At 63.4% G+C, this 18,966-nt stretch carries 15 protein-coding genes; 10 read left to right on the plus strand and 5 right to left on the minus strand.

All coding sequences use genetic code 11. From position 1 onward, the window contains the following. The first annotated feature begins 17 nt into the window (after positions 1 to 17). The 3 genes from VCB98_RS09690 to VCB98_RS09700 all read left to right on the plus strand — a co-directional run bounded on the left by VCB98_RS09690 (position 18) and on the right by VCB98_RS09700 (position 3,969). Complete coding sequence (locus VCB98_RS09690) at positions 18 to 1,514, plus strand: hypothetical protein (protein ID WP_346052080.1); 1,497 nt, start codon at positions 18 to 20, stop codon at positions 1,512 to 1,514. A 3-nt stretch (positions 1,515 to 1,517) separates the two neighbouring features. Next, entirely contained in the window at positions 1,518 to 2,186 is a 669-nt protein-coding gene (locus VCB98_RS09695; protein ID WP_346052110.1) for a VWA domain-containing protein, read from the plus strand. Positions 2,187 to 2,391: 205 nt separating this feature from the next. After that, a complete protein-coding gene (locus tag VCB98_RS09700) occupies positions 2,392 to 3,969 on the plus strand; it encodes a putative bifunctional diguanylate cyclase/phosphodiesterase (protein WP_346052082.1) in 1,578 nt (525 codons plus the stop codon). Positions 3,970 to 4,222: 253 nt separating this feature from the next. Here the strand turns inward: VCB98_RS09700 and VCB98_RS09705 are convergent, their stop codons facing one another. After that, a complete protein-coding gene (locus VCB98_RS09705; RefSeq protein ID WP_346052084.1) occupies positions 4,223 to 6,109 on the minus strand; it encodes a M1 family metallopeptidase in 1,887 nt (628 codons plus the stop codon). A gap of 108 nt (positions 6,110 to 6,217) precedes the next feature. Between VCB98_RS09705 and VCB98_RS09710 the strand changes: the two genes are divergently transcribed. From VCB98_RS09710 to mutM, 3 genes are read left to right on the plus strand one after another with little or no spacing between them, the layout of a single operon-like run. Continuing rightward, positions 6,218 to 6,796, plus strand: coding sequence for an SRPBCC family protein (locus VCB98_RS09710; protein ID WP_346052086.1), 579 nt, complete (start codon positions 6,218 to 6,220; stop codon positions 6,794 to 6,796). A 30-nt stretch (positions 6,797 to 6,826) separates the two neighbouring features. After that, complete coding sequence (locus VCB98_RS09715) at positions 6,827 to 7,669, plus strand: DUF4340 domain-containing protein (protein WP_346052088.1); 843 nt, start codon at positions 6,827 to 6,829, stop codon at positions 7,667 to 7,669. Positions 7,670 to 7,675: 6 nt separating this feature from the next. Beyond that, positions 7,676 to 8,491 (plus strand): bifunctional DNA-formamidopyrimidine glycosylase/DNA-(apurinic or apyrimidinic site) lyase, encoded by an 816-nt coding sequence (mutM, locus tag VCB98_RS09720; RefSeq protein ID WP_346052090.1) that lies wholly within the window; start codon positions 7,676 to 7,678, stop codon positions 8,489 to 8,491. Positions 8,492 to 8,498: 7 nt separating this feature from the next. On the opposite strand, the gene VCB98_RS09725 is transcribed toward mutM, so the two are convergent. Genes VCB98_RS09725 through VCB98_RS09735 form a run of 3 tightly spaced genes read right to left on the minus strand, consistent with a single transcriptional unit; the run spans position 8,499 to position 11,502 of the window. Continuing rightward, positions 8,499 to 9,818 carry a GldG family protein gene (locus tag VCB98_RS09725; RefSeq protein ID WP_346052092.1) on the minus strand — a complete coding sequence of 440 codons (1,320 nt, stop codon included), beginning with the start codon at positions 9,816 to 9,818 and terminating at the stop codon, positions 8,499 to 8,501. Then, positions 9,815 to 10,567 carry an ABC transporter permease gene (locus VCB98_RS09730; RefSeq protein ID WP_346052094.1) on the minus strand — a complete coding sequence of 251 codons (753 nt, stop codon included), beginning with the start codon at positions 10,565 to 10,567 and terminating at the stop codon, positions 9,815 to 9,817. The genes VCB98_RS09725 and VCB98_RS09730 overlap by 4 nt, the downstream gene beginning before the upstream one ends. Continuing rightward, complete coding sequence (locus tag VCB98_RS09735) at positions 10,564 to 11,502, minus strand: ABC transporter ATP-binding protein (protein ID WP_346052096.1); 939 nt, start codon at positions 11,500 to 11,502, stop codon at positions 10,564 to 10,566. The genes VCB98_RS09730 and VCB98_RS09735 overlap by 4 nt, the downstream gene beginning before the upstream one ends. Before the next feature lie 60 nt (positions 11,503 to 11,562). Between VCB98_RS09735 and VCB98_RS09740 the strand changes: the two genes are divergently transcribed. The 4 genes from VCB98_RS09740 to VCB98_RS09755 all read left to right on the plus strand — a co-directional run bounded on the left by VCB98_RS09740 (position 11,563) and on the right by VCB98_RS09755 (position 18,359). Continuing rightward, positions 11,563 to 13,590, plus strand: coding sequence for a hydantoinase/oxoprolinase family protein (locus VCB98_RS09740; RefSeq protein WP_346052100.1), 2,028 nt, complete (start codon positions 11,563 to 11,565; stop codon positions 13,588 to 13,590). Between the two features lie 88 nt (positions 13,591 to 13,678). Next, positions 13,679 to 14,869: a DesA family fatty acid desaturase gene (locus VCB98_RS09745; protein ID WP_346052102.1), complete on the plus strand. Its 1,191-nt coding sequence runs from the start codon at positions 13,679 to 13,681 to the stop codon at positions 14,867 to 14,869. A gap of 207 nt (positions 14,870 to 15,076) precedes the next feature. Further along, a complete protein-coding gene (gene leuS / locus VCB98_RS09750; protein ID WP_346052104.1) occupies positions 15,077 to 17,668 on the plus strand; it encodes a leucine--tRNA ligase in 2,592 nt (863 codons plus the stop codon). Positions 17,669 to 17,849: 181 nt separating this feature from the next. Then, positions 17,850 to 18,359: an LPS-assembly lipoprotein LptE gene (locus VCB98_RS09755; protein WP_346052106.1), complete on the plus strand. Its 510-nt coding sequence runs from the start codon at positions 17,850 to 17,852 to the stop codon at positions 18,357 to 18,359. Here VCB98_RS09755 and lnt read toward each other — a convergent pair. Next, on the minus strand, positions 18,305 to 18,966 hold a 662-nt coding region (lnt, locus tag VCB98_RS09760; RefSeq protein WP_346052108.1), incomplete at its 5' end, for an apolipoprotein N-acyltransferase. The two genes, VCB98_RS09755 and lnt, sit on opposite strands and share 55 nt — an antisense overlap.

Genomic DNA, 18,966 nt, shown 5'->3' on the forward strand with positions numbered 1-18,966 from the left:
AAGACGGGGTGACGACTATGTTGACCGATATCTTGTATGTCTGGTCAGACTCGCCGGCAGTGTCGGTGGGGGTCTGGCTGGTGATTGCCATGGTGCTGCTGTATTTCGGGCGGCCCCATGCCCATCAACTGCTGCGCAATACCGGGCGCGCAGTGAATGGCGCCATGCGCCTGGCGGCGAAGAGTATTCGTCAGCTGGAGGAGCGGGTATCCGAGCGCAACCGGGATGTCTTGTTGGCCCAGGGCCGGGAAGAGACCGAAAAGGCCATTGAACGGGAGTTCGCCCGGGTCAATGCCGTGGTGGAGCGGGACCTGGGGGAATACCCCAATCTGCACCGCAAGCTCTCCGATGTATTGCAGAAAGTGGAGGCCGATTACCATGCCTCCACCGCCGAGGCGCCCCTGCCGCCGGCCTGGGCCGAGGTGACCCAGACCATTGAGGCCCTGCCCAAGACGGCGGATCCTTCAGTGGCCAAGGTGCTGGAGAACATCCGGTCCACGGTGGCCAACTCCCACCGAGAAACCCTCAAGGCCCACCAGAAGAATGTGGCCGAGCGTCACCGGATCCTGCATGCCATGCAGCCGGAACTTCGCAAGCTCAATGCCAGCATGGCGAAAGTGGAAAAGTCGGTGGCCAGCCTGGAAGAGCAGTCCAGGGCCATTGATCGCCACATGGCCAACTACGAGAGCATCCGCAAGGGTGAGAACCGGGCCGTGCATGCCCTGGCTTCCTCGTCCCTGACCCAGTTCTTCATCGCCACCATCGTGCTGATCATTGCCGCCTTTGGGGGCCTGATCAATTTTCACCTGATTGCTCTGCCCATGTCGGAGATGGTGGGCGGCGCCAGCTACGTGGGCGCGGTGCGGGTCTCGGATATTGCCGCGTTGGTGATCATTCTGCTGGAGATTTCCATGGGGATCTTTCTGCTGGAATCGCTGAGGGTCACCCGCCTGTTCCCCATGATCGGGCGCATGGATGATCGCATGCGCAAGCGCATGGCCATTGCCGCCTTCACGCTCCTGTTCATCTTCGCGGCCATCGAATCCTCACTGGCCTATATGCGCGATCTGCTGGCCCAGGACCGGGAAGCCCTGACCCAGACCCTGGCCGGGGCCGAGGTGGCCGAGGCCCAGTTTCGCTGGATTCCCTCGGTGGCGCAGTTGATGCTGGGCTTCTTCCTGCCATTCGCATTGGCCTTCGTGGCCATCCCCCTGGAGGCCTTCATGAACTCCATGCGCACGGTGCTGGGTCTGGTGGCCCTGGGTTTGTTGCGCCTGCTGCGCCTGGTGGTGCGCACGGTGGGCAGTGTCGCCAATCACGCCAGCAAGGTCATGGTGAGTCTTTATGACCTGTTCGTGATGGTGCCGCTGGGTATCGAGCGCCTGATTCGTCAGGGCAGCAATGGCGTCAAGGAGCAGGTCAGCGCCCGCCGTCAACAACGGGATTCAGGCAAGGGCGGTCGCAAGAGCAAGGGCGCCCAGACCGAGCCTGGACTCAAGCCGCGGGAGGTATGAGTGATGAAACGAATCCTGCAATCAATGACGATGGCTGTAACCCTGGTCGCCGCTCTGTCTCTGGCGGGCTGCGGCGAGGCACAGAACCGAAATCAGGCGGTCTTCATTCTCATCGACATCCATGGTGACTATGCCGCCGAGATGGAGCGGGCGAGGGATCTGACCAACTATGTGCTGGGACAGTTGACCAGTGGTGATTCCATCGCCATTGCCTTTATCGACAACTCCAGCTTCACCGAGCGCAACTACATCGCCCGGACGAAGTTTGATCACCGTCCCAGCGTGGCCACCCAGCAAAAACGCATCGTGCGTTCGGAACTGGATGCCTTCATGGAGCGTTTCAGCGTGCCCAGCGCCCACAGCGACATCACCGGCGGCGTCCTTTTGGCAAGTGATTTCCTCCGGGAAAGCGGGGCGGGACGCAAGACCCTCTTCATGGTTTCGGACCTGGAGGAGGACCTCATGCCCGGCATGGACCGGGACATGCCCCTGGGTCTGGAGGGGGTGGAAGTGGTCGCGGTCAACGTCACCCGCCGCGCTACCGATAACTTCGACCCCCGCGCCTATCAGCGTCGTCTGGCCCAGTGGGAGGCCCGGGTGGAGGACAGCGGCGGCACCTGGCGTGTCGCCAACGACCTCTCCCGCCTGCAGGAGCTGGCCGTCCTGCGCTAGTGGGCATTCCGTTGCCCACACCCAACACCGCCGGGATGTTTCCATCCCGGCGGTGTTTCGTTTCATGCGGCAGTAGTCAGCTAGGAAAACTCCGCCAATTGGCAGAAATTTGCGTAATGTCTACTATACTTCGGGATAAGCTGCCCAGGGGATAGGGCAGGTTCCATTGCCAGGGATGGGGGGAACACCCAATGGATGGGAGGACATGAGTATGCCAAGAGCCGGTCACTGGTTGCGCCGCGACACGCCCTCAAAGCGCGCGCTGCAAGTTGCCACCCTGTATGCGTTCCTGGCGGGCTTGTGGATAGCCTTCTCCGATCAGGCGCTCGCAAGAATCATTGATGATTCAGCGACCATGGCCTGGGCGCAGACGCTGAAGGGCTGGTTTTTCGTGCTGGTCACAGCCAGCCTGCTGTTCATCCTGGTACACCGCGCCACCCGTGGTTTGTTGAGAGGCTATCGGGCGGCGGTGAATGCCACCCGTGATGAATTGACGGGTCTGGCCGGTCGGGCCGCCATCCGTGATCTGGGGCCGGCCGTATTGGCGCGCGCTGAGTGCATGGGGGAGCCTGCCGCCTTCATCATGCTCGATGTGGACCGCCTCAATCGTGTCAATGATGCGTTTGGGGTAGGTGCCGGCAATGCCATCCTCATGGGCATCGCACGGCGCCTGCAGCGACTGGGCCGGGCGGATCTCACCCTGGTCCGTCCCGGATCGGATGAGTTCCTGATCATGGTGGCACCGCCTTGCACCCCCGAGGCTGCCGAAGAGCTTGTGCGCGATATTCTGAGCCGGGTGAATCGGCCATATAGATTGGCGGGTGAGACAGTTCAGATCGGAGTTTGCGCCGGCATCGCCTGTTATCCCCGGGATGGTCAAACCGTCGATGAGCTGGTGCTGGCCGCGGACAAGGCCGTCTCGGCGGCTGAGCCTGGAAATGATATCGTGTTCTTCAAGCGGGCGGATGAGAAGGCGCGGCAACTGTTCAATATCGAGAATGCCCTTAACCATGCCCTGGAGAAGAAGCAGTTTCGCCTGTTCATGCAGCCGGTGGTTGACCTGGATACGGGCGCCATCCTTGGTGCGGAGGCCCTGATTCGCTGGGAGCACCCTCGATTGGGCCTCGTCTCTCCAGGGCACTTCATTCCCATGCTGGAGCACAATGGGGGCATTCATGATGTGGGGGCCTGGGTCTTGGAAGAAGCGATCCGGGGCCTGCATCAATGGCCAGACAGTGATGGCCTCCAAATCGGTGTGAATGTATCCCGGATTCAGCTGGAGACCCCGGATTTCCTGGATTACAGTGCCCAGTTGATGGACCGAGCGAACGGCCAGGCAGGCAGCTTGATTCTTGAAATGACCGAAAGCATGGCCATGCGGGATCCGGAGGTAATAATTTCTCGCCTTCGAGAACTCAAGACTCATGGTCATGACATGGCCATGGATGATTTTGGCACCGGTTACTCCAGTCTCGCCTACCTCAAACGCTTCCCCTTTGACTACATCAAGATAGATCGTGCCTTTGTCCGTGGTATACCCGATGATGTGGAAAACGATCTTCTCGTCCAGACCATGCGCGACATGACCAGTCGGCTCGGCAAGAGAACGGTTGCCGAAGGGGTCGAGACCCCCGAAGAGGCCAGGCGGCTCAAGCAGCTCGGCTTTCGGGGTGTTCAAGGCTATCTATTTGATCGCCCGATGCCCGCCGACGACTTTGGCGAGCTGTTGGTCAAGAAACATGAGTATCCTGTCTATGGTGAGGCTTCCAAGACTTCTCATTGAGGGCTTTTTTCCAGCGGTAGCTCCCAGGTAAAAGAAAAGAGCCTGCCACCTGAGGTAAGCAGGTGGCAGGCTCATTACTTCATGGTTGAATTTTTTCGATTTACTAAGGAACCTCTGATCAATTCAGTCCCGTCATGATCTCATATCAATGCAATGGCGGTGAGCGCAATCGCACTGTTCAGCTAGATATGTCTCTCAAAGAAACGGGGCCGGCAGAAGCCGGCCCCGTTTTCGTCATTAGAAGCCAGTCGGTTCAGTAGGCTTCGTCGTCGCTCTCTCCCTCGGGATAGAGCAGGGCTTCCACGGTGGCGCGGCCGAGGGGGTGGTAGCCGGGGCGGGCTTCTTCGTAGATGGCCTCGGCTTTTTCCCGGTCGGCTTCCACCAGGGCGCTGTAGAGGGGGCGCAGGAACTTCATGCGGCCCACTTCCAGCAGGAATTCGCGCACCCGTTCCATGGCCGGGCCATAGTCATTGCGAATGGCGATCTCCAGCCAGGCGGCGGCGATTTCATAGTTGGGCGAATGGGTGAGGTCGAAGGCCTCGTCCAGGGCATCCATGCGGGCCCGGGAGAGTTCCTCTGGCAGGTTGTTGAGGAAGTACACCCACTGCAGGGCATGCCAGTCATCGTTACGGAGGTCGCTGATGCCGATCTCGTCGTCCAGCCATTTGGCCTTCATGGCATCGACCCGCTCAAAGGCTTTCGAGCGGGGTTCCGGATAGCCCTCCGGCATGCCGGGCTCGTAGATCCACTCATCCACCCGTTCCACCGACATGATGTCTTCATTACCCTTGATCAGGTTCTCCAGCAGATGGTCGCGGAACTGCTCGGTGGTGATGGCCTGGAAGGCGAAACGCTGGAAATAGCCACGCAGGAAGTCGTCGGTCTTCTCGCGGCCAAACCGTTCCTCGATCTCGGTGATGAACAGCCGGCCCTTCTGATAGGGAATCAGGCTGAAGACTTCATCCGCTGACTGACCGGTGAGGTCAATGGCCAGTATCTGGCGTTCCGGGGGCAGGCTTGCCAGTGCCGACTGCAAACCCTGGTAGCCGATCACCGACTGCATGTCGGCCCGCTCCCGGTCATAGACGTCTTCCATGTTGCGGTATTCCATGTAGACGGTTACGCCCTCATTCAGCCACAGGTCACGCCAGGCGGCGTTGTTGACCAGATTGCCAGCCCAGGAGTGGACCAGCTCATGGGAGATGAGGGACACCAGGCTTTCATCGCCGGCGATGATGGTGGGGGTGACGAAGGACACCCGCGGGTTTTCCATGCCGCCATAGGGAAAGCTGGGCGGCAGCACCAGAAGGTCGTAACGGCCCCAGTCATAGTCACCGAAGCGGGCCTCGGCTTCCTCCAGCATGCGCTGGGTGACGGCGAATTCTTCAACCGCTGCGTCCAGGTAACGGGGCTCGGAATAGACGCCCACCCGGTCGCTGATCTCCTCGAAATGCAGATCCCCCACCGCCAGGGCGATGAGGTAGGGCGGAACTGCCTCCGGCATGTTGAACTGGAAGACCCCGTCCCGTTCCGCATGGGGATCATTCTCGGCACTCATGACCGCGAACAGGCCCTCCGGCGGACGCAGCTCGGCACTGTAGGTGATCCGTACCTGGGGGGCATCCTGAAGGGGCACGTAGCTGCGGGCGTGGGTGGGCTGGCCCTGACTGAACAGGAAGGGATGTTCACCGCCGGCGGTCTGCTCCGGGGTCAGCCATTGCAGGCCGGACGCATCCGGGCTGGTGGTGTAGTGCACGCGAATCTGCTCAAGCTGGGCGGGCAGAATGATTTCCAGCGGGCGGCCGTTGTGGCGATGGGCCTCGCCCAGCTCGAAATCCACCTCACGCCATTCATCCCCCTGTCGATACTCCACCTGGTGAATCTCCAGGTCTCGGGTATCCAGGACCACCCGGCGGCTGCGCCGATCCATCCAGTCCAGATCCAGTCGGGCCCAGCCGTCCAGGACCCGGCGCTCGAAATCCACGTCCAGGTCCATGTGGACATGGCGCACCCGCACCTCGGCCGGATTGGCGAAGGAGTGGGGATCTTCCACCGCTTCGGGGTGTTCGCTCCGGTCCGGCGCGCAGGCGGTGAGGGCGAACAGGGCAATGATGATGAAGATACTGCTCAAACGGTACATGGCAATCACTCTCCCGTGGTGATTCGATGGACGTGCCATTGGCTGATGGGAAAGTTTACAGTCTGGCGTACAATCCTTCATGCTAAATTCTCCACACAGGCAGGGCACATGAACCAGGAAGCGGACAACAAGGCAAAAAAGCGCTGGCTTACCGTGGCTGTCGTCAGCGGCCTGATCGTGCTGGTACTGGGCATCGGCATGCTCCTGCCCGCCGAGCAGACGGTCAAGCGCTCATTGGCCATGCAGGCCCCGGAACTGGTGATCTACCAGACGCTTACCCAGCCCAAACGCTATTCCCGCTGGCTGCCCTGGTTACAGCGGGATCCGACCTTCAATACCCGCCAGGAAGGGGCCGAGCAAGGCGAGGGCGCGGTGTTCGTCTGGGAGGGCGGACAGGGTCGGCAGTCGGAGGGCCGGCTGGAAATCGATCGGACCGAACGGGGTGCCTTTATCATTCATCGTCTGCAACTCGGAACACATGTGGAGGCCCGCGGCCGGTTTGAGATCGAGCCGGAACGGGGTCGCTACCGCGTGACCTGGCGGGTGACCCGCGATGTGGGCCTCAACCCCCTGCGTCGCTATCAGGCGATCATGTTCGAAGACCGCCTGGGGTCGGACCTGTTGAGCGGTCTGACCTATCTCAAGGTCTATGTGGAGACCCAGCGCTCACCGTTTCCGGATGAGTGATCGGACAGGGCGTATTCAGAGGTTCCTGCCATGCAGACGAGAACGCGGTTGAACATTGCCCTGGTGGGCGGGCTTGTGGTGATCGGCCTGCTGTTCTGGCTGGCGGGCCGGGAACAGGCCGGCCAGGCCCCCTTGCTGGATCGGGACCCCTCGGCGGTGTCCCAGGTTTCTGTCGAGGCCGAGGGCGAGCTGCGCTGGCGCATGGCACGACGCGATGAGGGCTGGTGGCTGGAGGAACCGGAAAGCGGTCCGGCGGATCGGGAGCGGGTGGGGCAGTTACTGCCCCTGCTGCGAGCCCCGGTGCATGCCCGTTACCCCCTGGAAGAAGTGGAGCCGGCACAATTCGGCCTGGATGAACCGGTGCTGGTGATTCAGGTGGATGGTGAGCGTCTGGCCGTGGGCGATGGCGAGCCGGTCAATCGCCGCCGCTATGTGCAGCGCGGCAATGATGACATCGTCCTGGTGGATGAGATCGTCTACTTCCAGTTTGACCGGCCTGGCCGGGAGTTTCTCGACCATCGCCTGCTGCCCGCGGGCGCTGCCGTCGAGGCCATTACCTTTTCAGGACACGAACTGACCCGGGATGACGAGGGGCGCTGGCGGCTCGAGCCCATGCCCGAGGCCTATCAGGCCGAGGACAATGAACGCCTGATCGAGAACTGGCAGGCGGCCCGGGCCCGGAAGCTGAGTGGCTTTGATGGCGAGGCAGACGGAGCGGCTGTGGCGGTTCGCCTGGTGGACGGTCGTGAGCGACGTTTCCTTGTATTGGAAGACGAGGAGGGTCTGGTCCTGGCCAGCCCCGACACCGGCCTGCGCTACCGATTCCCGGCTCGCGAGGCCGACGCCCTTCTGCCGCCCGGCAACGACGACTGAGTAACCATGCCCGAGCTACCCGAGGTCGAAACCACCCGGCGGGGCGTCGCCCCCTTTCTCAGCGAGCAGATCATCCGGGGTCTGGTGCTGCGTGAAAGCCGCCTGCGCTGGCCGGTGGATCCCGGTCTGGATCGGCGTCTGGGGGGCGCGCGGGTAACGGCCGTGAACCGTCGGGCCAAGTACCTGCTGGTGGAAACCGACCGGGGCTGCCTGCTTTGGCATCTGGGTATGTCCGGCAGCCTGCGTATCATCACCGATGGCCGCGCCCCGGAAAAACATGACCACGTGGATCTGGTCCTGGAGAACGGCCACTGCCTGCGTTTCAACGACCCCCGTCGCTTCGGTTTCCTGCTCTGGACCGAGGCCCCCCTCGCCGAACATCCCCGCCTGGCTGCGCTCGGCCCCGAGCCCCTGTCGGAGGATTTCAGCGCCGAGCGGCTTTATGCCCGGTCCCGGGGCCGCCGGGCGCCGGTGAAAAGCTTCATCATGGATTCGGCCACGGTGGTGGGGGTCGGCAATATCTATGCCTCCGAGGCCCTTTTCCTGGCCGGCATCCATCCCCGGCGGCCGGCCGGTCGAATTGCCCTTGCCCGTTATCGGCAACTGGCAGCGCGCATCAAGCAGGTCCTGGCCGCCGCCATCGAACAGGGCGGGACCACCTTGCGGGATTTTCGGGATTCGGACGGAATGCCTGGCTACTTCAGCCAGTCGCTCAATGTCTACGACCGGGCCGGGGAACCCTGTCCGCAATGCGCCGCAGCCATCCGCCGGGCGGTCATCGCTCAGCGGGCCACCTATTTCTGCCCGCGCTGTCAGCGCTAGTGCCTTACTAGCCCCGCCGCCACCAGATCAGGCCACCGGCAAGCAGCAACAGGCCGGGGAGCAGGAGCAGGAAGAAACCGCCGATGACGGTGTAGGCGGTGGAGCTGAGTTCCAGGGTCCGATCGGGGGCGCTGCGGACGGGGACGTTGAGGCTGACCGGGTCCGCACTCGCCCAGTTGAATAGACGCAGGCCCAGTTCCAGGTTGGCGCCGTTGCCGATGTAGGCATTGCTGAGCGCGGCCTGGCTGCCCAGTACCGCCACTCGCTGCTCAAGGGTGGCCCCCTCCGTTTCCAGCTCCCGTGTCAGCAACTGCCCCAGGTGCATGGGGCCACTGCTAAGGCGGTCGCCATCCAGGGTCTCCAGCCAGGATTCCCCGCTGCTGCGCAGCATGGACTGGCGCTCCCAATCGTCCATGCCGGAGGCATCCACCATGGTGGCGTGGGGAATCAGGGTCACCGCATCAATCTCGCCGGTGATCGGGTTGTCTTCATACTGAAAGACCAGAATCATGCCGGGGTCTTCGATGCCCAGTACCCGGCCCGAGGGATCCTTGACCAGCCCTTCGGCCAGCCCCAGTCCCAGATGATCGGCCAGGGCCATGGGCGGGCTGCCGTGGGGGTCCACCAGCCAGACCAGATTGCCGCCCTGGTCAAGATAATCCCGCAGGTGATCGATCTCCCCGTCCATCCAGTTGCCCTGGCTGCCGGCAATCACCAGAACCGCGGTATTGTCGGGGATGCCGTCGCGGGCAATGTTGACCCGCTGCACACTCAGGCCCCGTTCCTTGAGATGATTGCCCAGTTGTCCCAGGTCGCTGCCGCCCTCACCCAGGGGGTCGGCTTCGCCATGGCCGCGGGTAAAGACCAGATAACGCTCACTGGCTCGGGCCGCACGGGCAATGGCATTGGTAATGCCGGCCTCGGTGAAGCGGTCCACTTCCTCGCGCTGGTCGCCCACTTCCACAAAGACCTGTCCCGGCTGGGTCACCCCGTATTCGCGGCTGATCGCCGGCTCCCGGTCCGGATCCACAAAACGCAGCTCAATGCTGTCCTCGGCCCGACGATAACGATCCACCACTGTGCGCACCCGATCCCGCAGGGCGGTGTCCTCGCCCAGGAAAACCGTGAAACGCAGCGGCTCTTCCAGGGTCTGGAGCAGTTCCCGGCTGGGCTCGGAGAGACTGCCGCGGGCGCCATGGGTCCAATCGAAGCTGGTGGAATAGCGATGGCTCAACAGCGCCAGGCCGATCACCACCGCCAGCAACAGCACCACGGTTGTCCACTGCTGGACTCGATTGCTCCAACGGGTTCGCCGATCGATCTTCATGGCCGCAAACGCTCACTATCCAGTCGATGAATGGCAAGGCCCAGGAAGGTGAGCATGAACAGGCCGTAGTAGGCCAGTTCGGACGTGGCAACCTGGCCCCGGGCCATGTTCTGGAAATGGCCGATGACAGACAGATACTCCACCACACCGGCACCGGCCTCGGCATCCGCGGCCCAGTCGATCATCCACAGCAGAATGAGCAGACCGAAGCTGGCAATGGCGGCCACCACCGGCTGGCGGGTGAGGCTGGAGAAATACAGGCCCGCCGAGGCAAAGGCACCGGTCATCAAAAGCAGACCCAGGGCGCCGGCCGCCCACTTGCCCAGGTCCAGTTGCGTGCCCACCGACAGACTCAATGGCATCAGGGCCACCAGGGTCACCATGATGGCGAGCAGGGCACCCACTGCCAGAAACTTGCCAAGCACGACATGGCGGCTGCCCACCGGCGAGGACTGCAACAGGCGCAGGCTGCCGCTGCGTTTCTCCTCGCTGATCAGACGCATGGTCAGCAAGGGCACCACCATCAGCAGGATCATGGCCGCGCTGCCGAACAGGGGCGTGGCGATCATGTCGGTGACGCCGGGCGCCTCCGCCTGGCCGGCAAAGGCCGGCTGCAACTGATCGGTCCACAGATCGACCTGGACCAGAAAGATCCAGGCGTGAATGAAGGTGGTCACTGCCAGCACGATCCAGGCCAGCGGTGACAGGAACAGACTGCGCAATTCCCGGGCGGCAATGGTCAGTGTCATGCGGCCGCCTCCTGTTCCCCGCTGGTCAGATTGACGAAAAGCTGCTCCAGACTGGTTCGCTCCGGCTCCAGGAAGCGCAGTCCCCACTGACGCTTGATGGCCAGCTCCGCACAGGCCGGGGCCAGATCCTCGCGCCCCTTGTGGCGAATGAAGACTTCATTGTCACCACGCTTTTCCACGCTCTCCACACCCGGCAGCTCCCACAGGGCCTGGGGATCCACTGCATGCACGAAGCCCACGCGCAGGCCGGTGACCGGACGGTGCTCCAGTTCCGCCAGGCTGCCGGCATGGACCAGACGACCGCCCACCATGATCTGTACATGACTGCAGGTGGCGGTGACTTCGGGAAGTATATGGGTGGACAGAATGATGCCGTGATCGCTCGCCAGCTCGCCTACCAGCTCCCGGATTTCCCGGACCTGGTTGGGGTCCAGGCCCACCGTGGGTTCATCCAGGATCACCAGGTCGGGTTCGTGGATGATCGCCTGGGCAATGCCCACCCGTTGCTGGTAGCCGCGTGACAGGCGCCCGATCAGCTGGCCGGCCTCGCGAGTGAGGCCGCAGCGTTGCTTGGCCCGGGCCACGGCGCCACCCAGTTGTTTGCGGGGCAGGCCTCGCAGGCGGGCGGTAAAACGCAGGTACTCGTCCACCGTCAGCTCGGGGTAGAGGGGCGGATGCTCGGGCAGATAGCCCAGTCGCGCCTTGGCCGCGGCCGGCTGCTCCAGCAGATCAATGCCGCAGATTCCTACCTCGCCCCGGCTGGGGGCCAGGCAGCCGGTCAGCATGTTCATGGTGGTGGACTTGCCGGCGCCATTGGGCCCCAGAAAGGCCAGCACCTGCCCCCGTTCCAGGGAGAAGTCGACATTGTCCACCGCCTTGTGCTGGCCGTAATCACGACCCAGCCCCCGACATTCCACCAGCAAGTCGCTGCTCATGGCACCTCGTCGTCAGCGCGCAAGAAGAAAGGCTCGGGCGAGTGTATAGCAGAGGCGCCCATGCCTGCCAATTCAATGTACTTTCTCCTCACCCCTTACCCCTTACCTTCTTACCCCATTAAACTCCCCGGCATGATTCTCGGCATCGACACTGGCGGTACCTTCACCGATTTCGTCCTTCTCGACGGCGACGAGGTCCGTGTACACAAGGTCCTGTCCACGCCCCATGCCCCCGAGGAGGCCATTCTTCAGGGGATTCGGGAGATGGGCCTGGACCCGGCCGGGCTTCGCATTGCCCATGGTTCCACCGTGGCCACCAACGCGGTGCTGGAAGGCAAGGGCGCGCGCACGGCCTATGTGGCCAACGCCGGCCTGGAGGATGTACTGCTGATCGGCCGGCAGAATCGGCCCCGGCTTTATGACCTGACCCCGCCGGTAAATCGGGGGCCGCTGCAGGGCCTGCCCCGTTTTGGCGTCTCGGCAAGGGTGGATGCCGAGGGTCGCGAGCTGTCCCCACTGGGCGAGTCGGATCTGGGCGCGCTCAGGGAATGGCTGCGCGAGCAGGATGTGGAAGCGGTGGCCGTCAATCTGCTCTTTTCCTTTCGCAATGAGGAGCACGAACAGCGCATCCGCGAGGCCCTGCCCGGGGATCTCTTCATCTCCCTGTCCTCCGAGGTGCTTCCCGAGTACAAGGAATACGAGCGCGGCATGGCCACCTGGCTCAATGCCTATGTGGGGCCACGGGTCGCGGACTATATTGCCCGCCTGGCCGAGGGGCTGCCCGGCGCCCGCCTGCAGATCATGCAAAGCGGGGGCGGCTTGATGGACGCGTCAGCCGCCGCCGCCCGCGCCGTCCATCTCTTGCTGTCCGGCCCGGCCGGCGGCCTGCGGGGCGCCGAGGAACTTGGACGGCGTATCGGTGAACAGCGTCTGATGAGTTTCGACATGGGCGGGACCTCCAGTGATGTCAGCATGATCGACGGCCACATTCGGCTCACGGACAGCGGTCAGATCACCGCCGGGGACGGGCATCTGCCGGTCCCGGTCCCCATGGTCGATCTGCACACCATCGGGGCCGGTGGCGGCTCCATTGCCCGCCTCGACGAGGGCGGGGTGCTGCGGGTGGGGCCGGCCTCCGCCGGTGCCGACCCGGGTCCGGCCTGCTACGGGCGTGGCGGTACGGCACCCACGGTGACCGATGCCAATCTGCTGCTGGGGCGGATCCCGGCGACCGGCTTCGGTGGCGGTCTCTCCCTGGATCACGATGCCGCCCGTCGGGCCTTTCAGCCATTGGCCGAGGCTCTGGGCAAGGACCTGGAGGCGGCCGCCCAGGGCGTGCTCACCGTGGTGGAAGAGGCCATGGCGGGGGCCCTGCGGGTGATAAGCATCGAGCGGGGCCGCGATCCCCGGGATTTCGTGCTGGTTTCCTTCGGCGGTGCCGGCGGCCTCCATGTCTGTGCCCTGGCCGAGCGTCTGGGCATGGACCGGGCCCTGGTGCCGGTCCATGCCGGGGTCCTCTCGGCCCTGGGCATGACGGTCACCGCCCCAGCACGAGAGCTGTCCCGCTCCATTCTTGAGCGCCTGGACCGACTGGCCCCCGAAGCCATGCGGGATGTCTATGGCGAGCTGGAAGCCCAGGCCCGTGCGGCGCTGGAGCAGGACGGCGTGGCCGCCTCGGAAATTGATTTCCAGCGCCGGGCCGATCTTCGCTACCAGGGCCAGTCCCACGCCCTGACCCTGGACTGGGGCGAAGAGGGTCTTGGCCCGGAGGACTTTCACCAGGCCCATCGGGCGGCCTATGGTCATGCCCTGGATATGCCGGTGGAATTGGTTAGCCTGCGCCTGTCCGCCACCGGTCCGGCACCCGGCCTGCAACTGGCGGCAACGGAATCGGTCGCCGGGGAGGAACCGGGGCGGGGTGAGGACGGTCCCAGTATTGTCACCCTGGAGCGAAAGCAGTTGCCGCGCTCGCCGGCCCAGTCCGGTCCCCTGCGCATCATCGACCCGGTGGGAACCACCTGGGTGGCCCCCGGTTGGTCCGCCTGGCTGGATGAGATCGGTAACATTCGACTGGCGCGGAAGGTCTAGGGTTTGCTGACCAGCGGCCTGGCCCAGGGGGCGCGGTCGCGTACAATGGTCAATTGATGAATGATTTTTTTGGGAGTCGTTGCTCGTAATGTTCCTTGATCTGCTTTCCAACGGTCTGCTGGGCCTGCCCGGCTGGGCCTATGTTCTCTACGCCCTGCTGGCGACCCACCTCACCGTCATGGCCGTGACCCTCTTTCTCCACCGTGATCAGACTCACCGGGGAGTGGATCTGCACCCGGCCGTGCGGCATGTATTTCGTTTCTGGCTGTGGCTGACCACTGGCATCGTCACCAAGGAATGGGTCGCGGTGCATCGCAAGCACCATGCTCGCTGCGAGACCGAGGACGACCCCCACAGCCCCCAGGTCCTGGGGCTGCGCAAGGTGTTCTTCCAGGGCGCCGAGCTCTATCAGCAGGAAGCCGAACAGGCGGAAACGGTCCAGAAATACGGCCGCGGGACCGTCGACGACTGGATCGAGCGCAATGTCTATAACCGCTTCTCCTATCTTGGCGTGGCCTCCCTGCTGGTCATCAATATCGCCATCTTCGGGGCCCTGGGGCTGACCATCTGGGCCATTCAGATGATGACCATCCCCCTGCTGGCCGCCGGTGTGGTCAACGGTATTGGTCATTACTGGGGCTACCGCAATTTCGAATGCCGGGATGCGGCCACCAACGTGTCGCCGGTGGGACTGTTCCTGGGTGGCGAAGAACTGCACAACAACCACCATGCCTTCCCCAGCTCCGCCAAGTTCAATCTGCGCCCCTGGGAGTTCGACATCGGCTGGGTCTGGCTCAAGGCCCTGAGTGCCGTGGGCCTGGCGAAGATCCGCCGGGTTGCCCCCAAGCCCATTCTGGGCGAGAAGGTGGTGGAGCCTCATCACATGGACCTGGAAACCGTGCGGGCCGTGATCCAGAACCGCCTGCATGTGCTGCGACATTACAGCAGCATGGTCACCATCCCCATGCTGCGCGAGTCGCTCAACGACCGTGGCCGGCGTTTCATGCGCCGGGCCCGCAAGCTGCTGGTCCGTGACCCCGAACTGCTTGATACCCGCGAGCGTCGCCACCTGATCAATCTGCTCAAGGAACACGACGAGCTGGAGACGGTGTACAGCTACCGTGAGCGTCTGCGTGAGATCTGGGAGACCACCGCCCAGAACGACCAGCTTCTGGCCCGCTTCAGGGAGTGGTGTATCGAAGCCGAGCAATCCGGCATCCGCTACCTCCAGGACTTCGCCCGCCGTCTGCGCAGCTACCAGCTACCCCAGGCGAGCTGAGAAGGATCCTCCTCACCCCGCCGTGGGAGCGGATTCATCCGCGATCAATGGCTCATCGAAGCCCGGATCGCGGATGAATCCGCTCCTACGGCATTTTTCTGCCGCCCGCGTGCTGCGCCGACCACCCCCGCAATCCCGCCGCCAAGCTGTTAAAATCCCCCTCTTGCCCCGATCTCAAGTCCAAGACCACCAGAAAAAGACCGAGCAATGAGCCGAGACTATTCCCCCAAGGAGATTGAAGCCCGGGTCCAGCAGCGCTGGGAAACGGAAAAGACCTTCGAGGTCGTGGAGGACAGCAGCAAGGACAAGTTCTATTGCCTGTGCATGTTCCCCTATCCCAGCGGCCGCCTGCACATGGGCCACGTTCGCAACTACACCATCGGGGATGTGATCAGCCGCTCCCAGCGCATGCGCGGCAAGAATGTGCTTCAGCCCATGGGCTGGGATGCCTTCGGCCTGCCGGCGGAGAACGCGGCGATTGAACGTCAGGTGCCCCCCGCGCGTTGGACGCGGAAGAACATCACCGCCATGCGCGAGCAGTTCAAGACCCTGGGTTTCGGTTTCGATTGGTCACGGGAGTTCGCCACCTGCGATCCCGACTACTATCGCTGGGAACAGTGGTTCTTCACCAGGCTTTTGGAAAAGGGCCTGGTCTATAAAAAGAACGCCGTGGTCAACTGGGACCCGGTGGATCAGACCGTGCTCGCCAATGAACAGGTGGTGGATGGCAAGGGCTGGCGCTCCGGCGCGCCGGTGGAGCGTCGCGAGATTCCCCAGTGGTTCGTGAAGACCACCGCCTATGCCGACGAGCTTCTCAAGGATCTGGACGAGACCCTGGGCGACGGCTGGCCGGAAGCGGTGCGCACCATGCAGCGCAACTGGATCGGCCGTTCCGAGGGCGTCGAGCTGAGCTTTCAGATCAAGGACAGTGACGAGCAGCTCACTGTATACACTACGCGCCCCGACACCCTGATGGGGGCCACCTATATGGCGGTGGCTGCCGAGCATCCCATGGCCCAGGCCGCGGCCCAAAACAACCCCGGACTGGCCGACTTCATTGAGGAGTGCCGCAAGGCCCAGGTCTCCGAGGCCGCCATGGAAACCATGGAGAAGCGGGGCATGGATCTGGGCATCAAGGCCCTTCATCCGGTCACCGGTGACGAGATCCCCGTGTTCGCGGCCAACTTCGTGCTCATGGGTTACGGCACCGGCGCCCTCATGGCCGTGCCCGGCCATGACGAGCGTGATCACCTGTTCGCCCAGAAGTATGATCTGCCCATCCGCCAGGTCATTGCCCCCAGCAGTGGTGAGCAGATCGATATCCAGGCCGAGGCCTTCACCGACTACGGCGTGCTGGTCAATTCCGGCGACTATGACGGTCTCACTTCCGAACAGGCTTTCGACAAAATCGCCGACTGGCTGGAGGCCAAGGGCCTGGGTCGCCGCCAAGTCAATTACCGCCTGCGTGACTGGGGCATCTCCCGTCAGCGTTATTGGGGCGCGCCCATCCCGGTGATCAACTGCTCCGACTGCGGCGCGGTGCCGGTCCCGGAAAAGGACCTGCCGGTGGTGCTGCCGGAAGAGGTGGAATTTGACGGCTCCGGCTCGCCGCTCAAGAAAATGCCCGAGTTCCATGAAACCACCTGTCCCCAGTGTGGTGGCAAGGCCGAGCGTGAAACCGACACCTTCGATACCTTCTTCGAGTCCTCCTGGTACTACGCCCGCTTCGCCAGCCCGGATGCCGACAGCAGCATGCTGGACGAGCGCGCCAAGTACTGGCTGCCGGTGGACCAGTACATCGGCGGCGTGGAACACGCCGTCATGCACCTGCTCTACGCCCGCTTCTTCCACAAGGCCATGCGCGACATGGGCCTGGTGGAGGGCAATGAGCCCTTCGCCAATCTCCTCACCCAGGGCATGGTGGTGGCCGAGACCTTCTATCGGCAAGGCGAGGGCGGCCGCAAGCAGTGGTTCAATCCCGCCGATGTGGAAGTGGAGCGCGACGACAAGGGTCGGGTGACTGCTGCGCGACTCAAGCAGGACGGTCAGCCGGTGGAAATCGGCGGCGTCGAGAAGATGTCCAAGTCAAAGAACAACGGTGTGGATCCCCAGGCCATGGTGGATCAGTACGGTGCCGATACCGCCCGTCTGTTTTCCATGTTTGCCGCGCCGCCCGAACAGAGCCTGGAATGGTCCGATGCCGGGGTGGAAGGCGCGCAACGCTTTCTGAAACGTTTCTGGCGCTCCGTGCAGGAACATGTGGCTGCCGGACCGGCCCCCACGTTGGATGTTTCGGCCCTCAATGGGGCCCAGAAAGACCTTCGCCGCCAGACCCATGAAATGCTGGCCAAGGCGGACGATGACATCGGGCGCCGCTATACCTTCAACACCGCCATCGCCGCGGTGATGGAACTGATGAACGCCGTGGCCCGCTTCAAGGACGGATCGGAGCAGGGCCGCGCCGTGGTGCACGAGGCCCTGGAATCGGCCGTGCTGGTTCTCTCGCCCATCGTCCCCCATATCACTCAGCAGCTCTGGGAAGACCTGGGCCACGAGGGCATGGTGGTGGACGCGGCCTGGCCCAAGCACGATCCGGACGCACTCGAGAAAGACGAGCTCGAGATCGCCGTGCAGGTCAACGGCAAACTCCGCGCCCGCATCCAGGTCCCTGCCGATGCCGACAAGCAGGCCATCCAGGACATGGCCCTGGCCGACGACAACGTCCAGCGCCATACCGAGGGCAAAGACCTGCGCAAGGTCATCGTCGTGCCCGGCAAGCTGGTGAATATTGTCGTGTGAAGAGCGGCCTCGCGCAGAGGGCGCCAAGAGCGCAGAGAGAAATAACCCAAGAGGGTGTGGCCCCACCGTAGGAGTGGATTCATCCGCGATAGGGGGCGGCCGAAGCCATGATCGCGGATGAATCCGCTCCTACGGCGGTATGCAACCCGGGCTGCTACATCTTTCGAACGAGACTGACACCGTGCAAAAGACCCTGACAATCTGCCTCCTGGCTCTGAGCCTGGCCCTCACCGCCTGTGGCTGGCAGTTGCGCGGTGCGCCTCAGTTGCCGGAAGAGATGGCGGTCATCTATATCGACAGCGGTGATCCCCACGGCCCCCTGGCGCGGGAGCTCCGCCGCCTGCTCGACAGTGGTGATTCAAGAGTCAGCTGGGACCGGGAGGAGGCCACCGCCATCCTGCGGGTCCTGGAGTCGGGTTCGAGCCGGGAAGTGCTCTCGGTCAACCTCCGTGGCCGCCCCGAAGAACTGCGGGTCATTTACCACATCGAGTTCGACGTCCGAGATCGGGACGGCAACACCCTGGTGGAACGCCAGCGCATGGTCCTCAACCGCGACATCAGCACCGACGCCGAAGACCCCCTTGGCATCTCCCAGGAAACCCGCCGCGTCGCCCGCTCCCTGGAAGAGGAAATCGTTCAGTCCGTGGTCCTGCGCATCGAAGCGCTGGCCCGCGCGGATGCGCGGGAGTAGGCAGTCGTAGGGGCGGATTCATCCGCGATCAAGGCTTTGACCGAGCCCCTATCGCGGATGAATCCGCTCCTACAGCAGAAGGATTGCCCCTTACCCCTAACCCTCCCAAGCCAAACCCCCAAGCCAATCAACAGCAAGAACACCGGCACATTGATCCAGTTGCCGGTCAGCACAAACGGTGTTGCCCCTTCCCGGTGCTGGAATTCCCCCACCAGGGCATCGGTCTCGAACTGGGGCAGGCGCTCCCGCACCCGGCCCTGGTGATCAATGATGGCCGAAACACCGGTGTTGGTGGCCCGGAGCATCTCGCGGCCGCTTTCGAGACTACGCATGCGGGCGATCTCAAGATGCTGATGGGGGGCGATGGACTCACCAAACCAGGCATCGTTACTGACATTGACCAGCAGGGTGGCCTCCGGCAGCGGTGGTCGAATGACCCGGGGAAAGACATCTTCATAGCAGATGGAGGCCCCCACCGGATGGCCGCCGATGGTCAGGGGCTCCTGGTCCAGACCGCCTCGCTCGAAATCCGAGTAGGGCAGGTTCATCATCCGCATCCAGTTGCGCACGAAATCCGGCACCGGGAAGAATTCCCCGAAGGGCACCA

It is taken from the genome of Natronospira elongata (assembly GCF_034931365.1).
In the GTDB taxonomy this organism is placed as follows: Bacteria; Pseudomonadota; Gammaproteobacteria; order Natronospirales; family Natronospiraceae; genus Natronospira; species Natronospira elongata.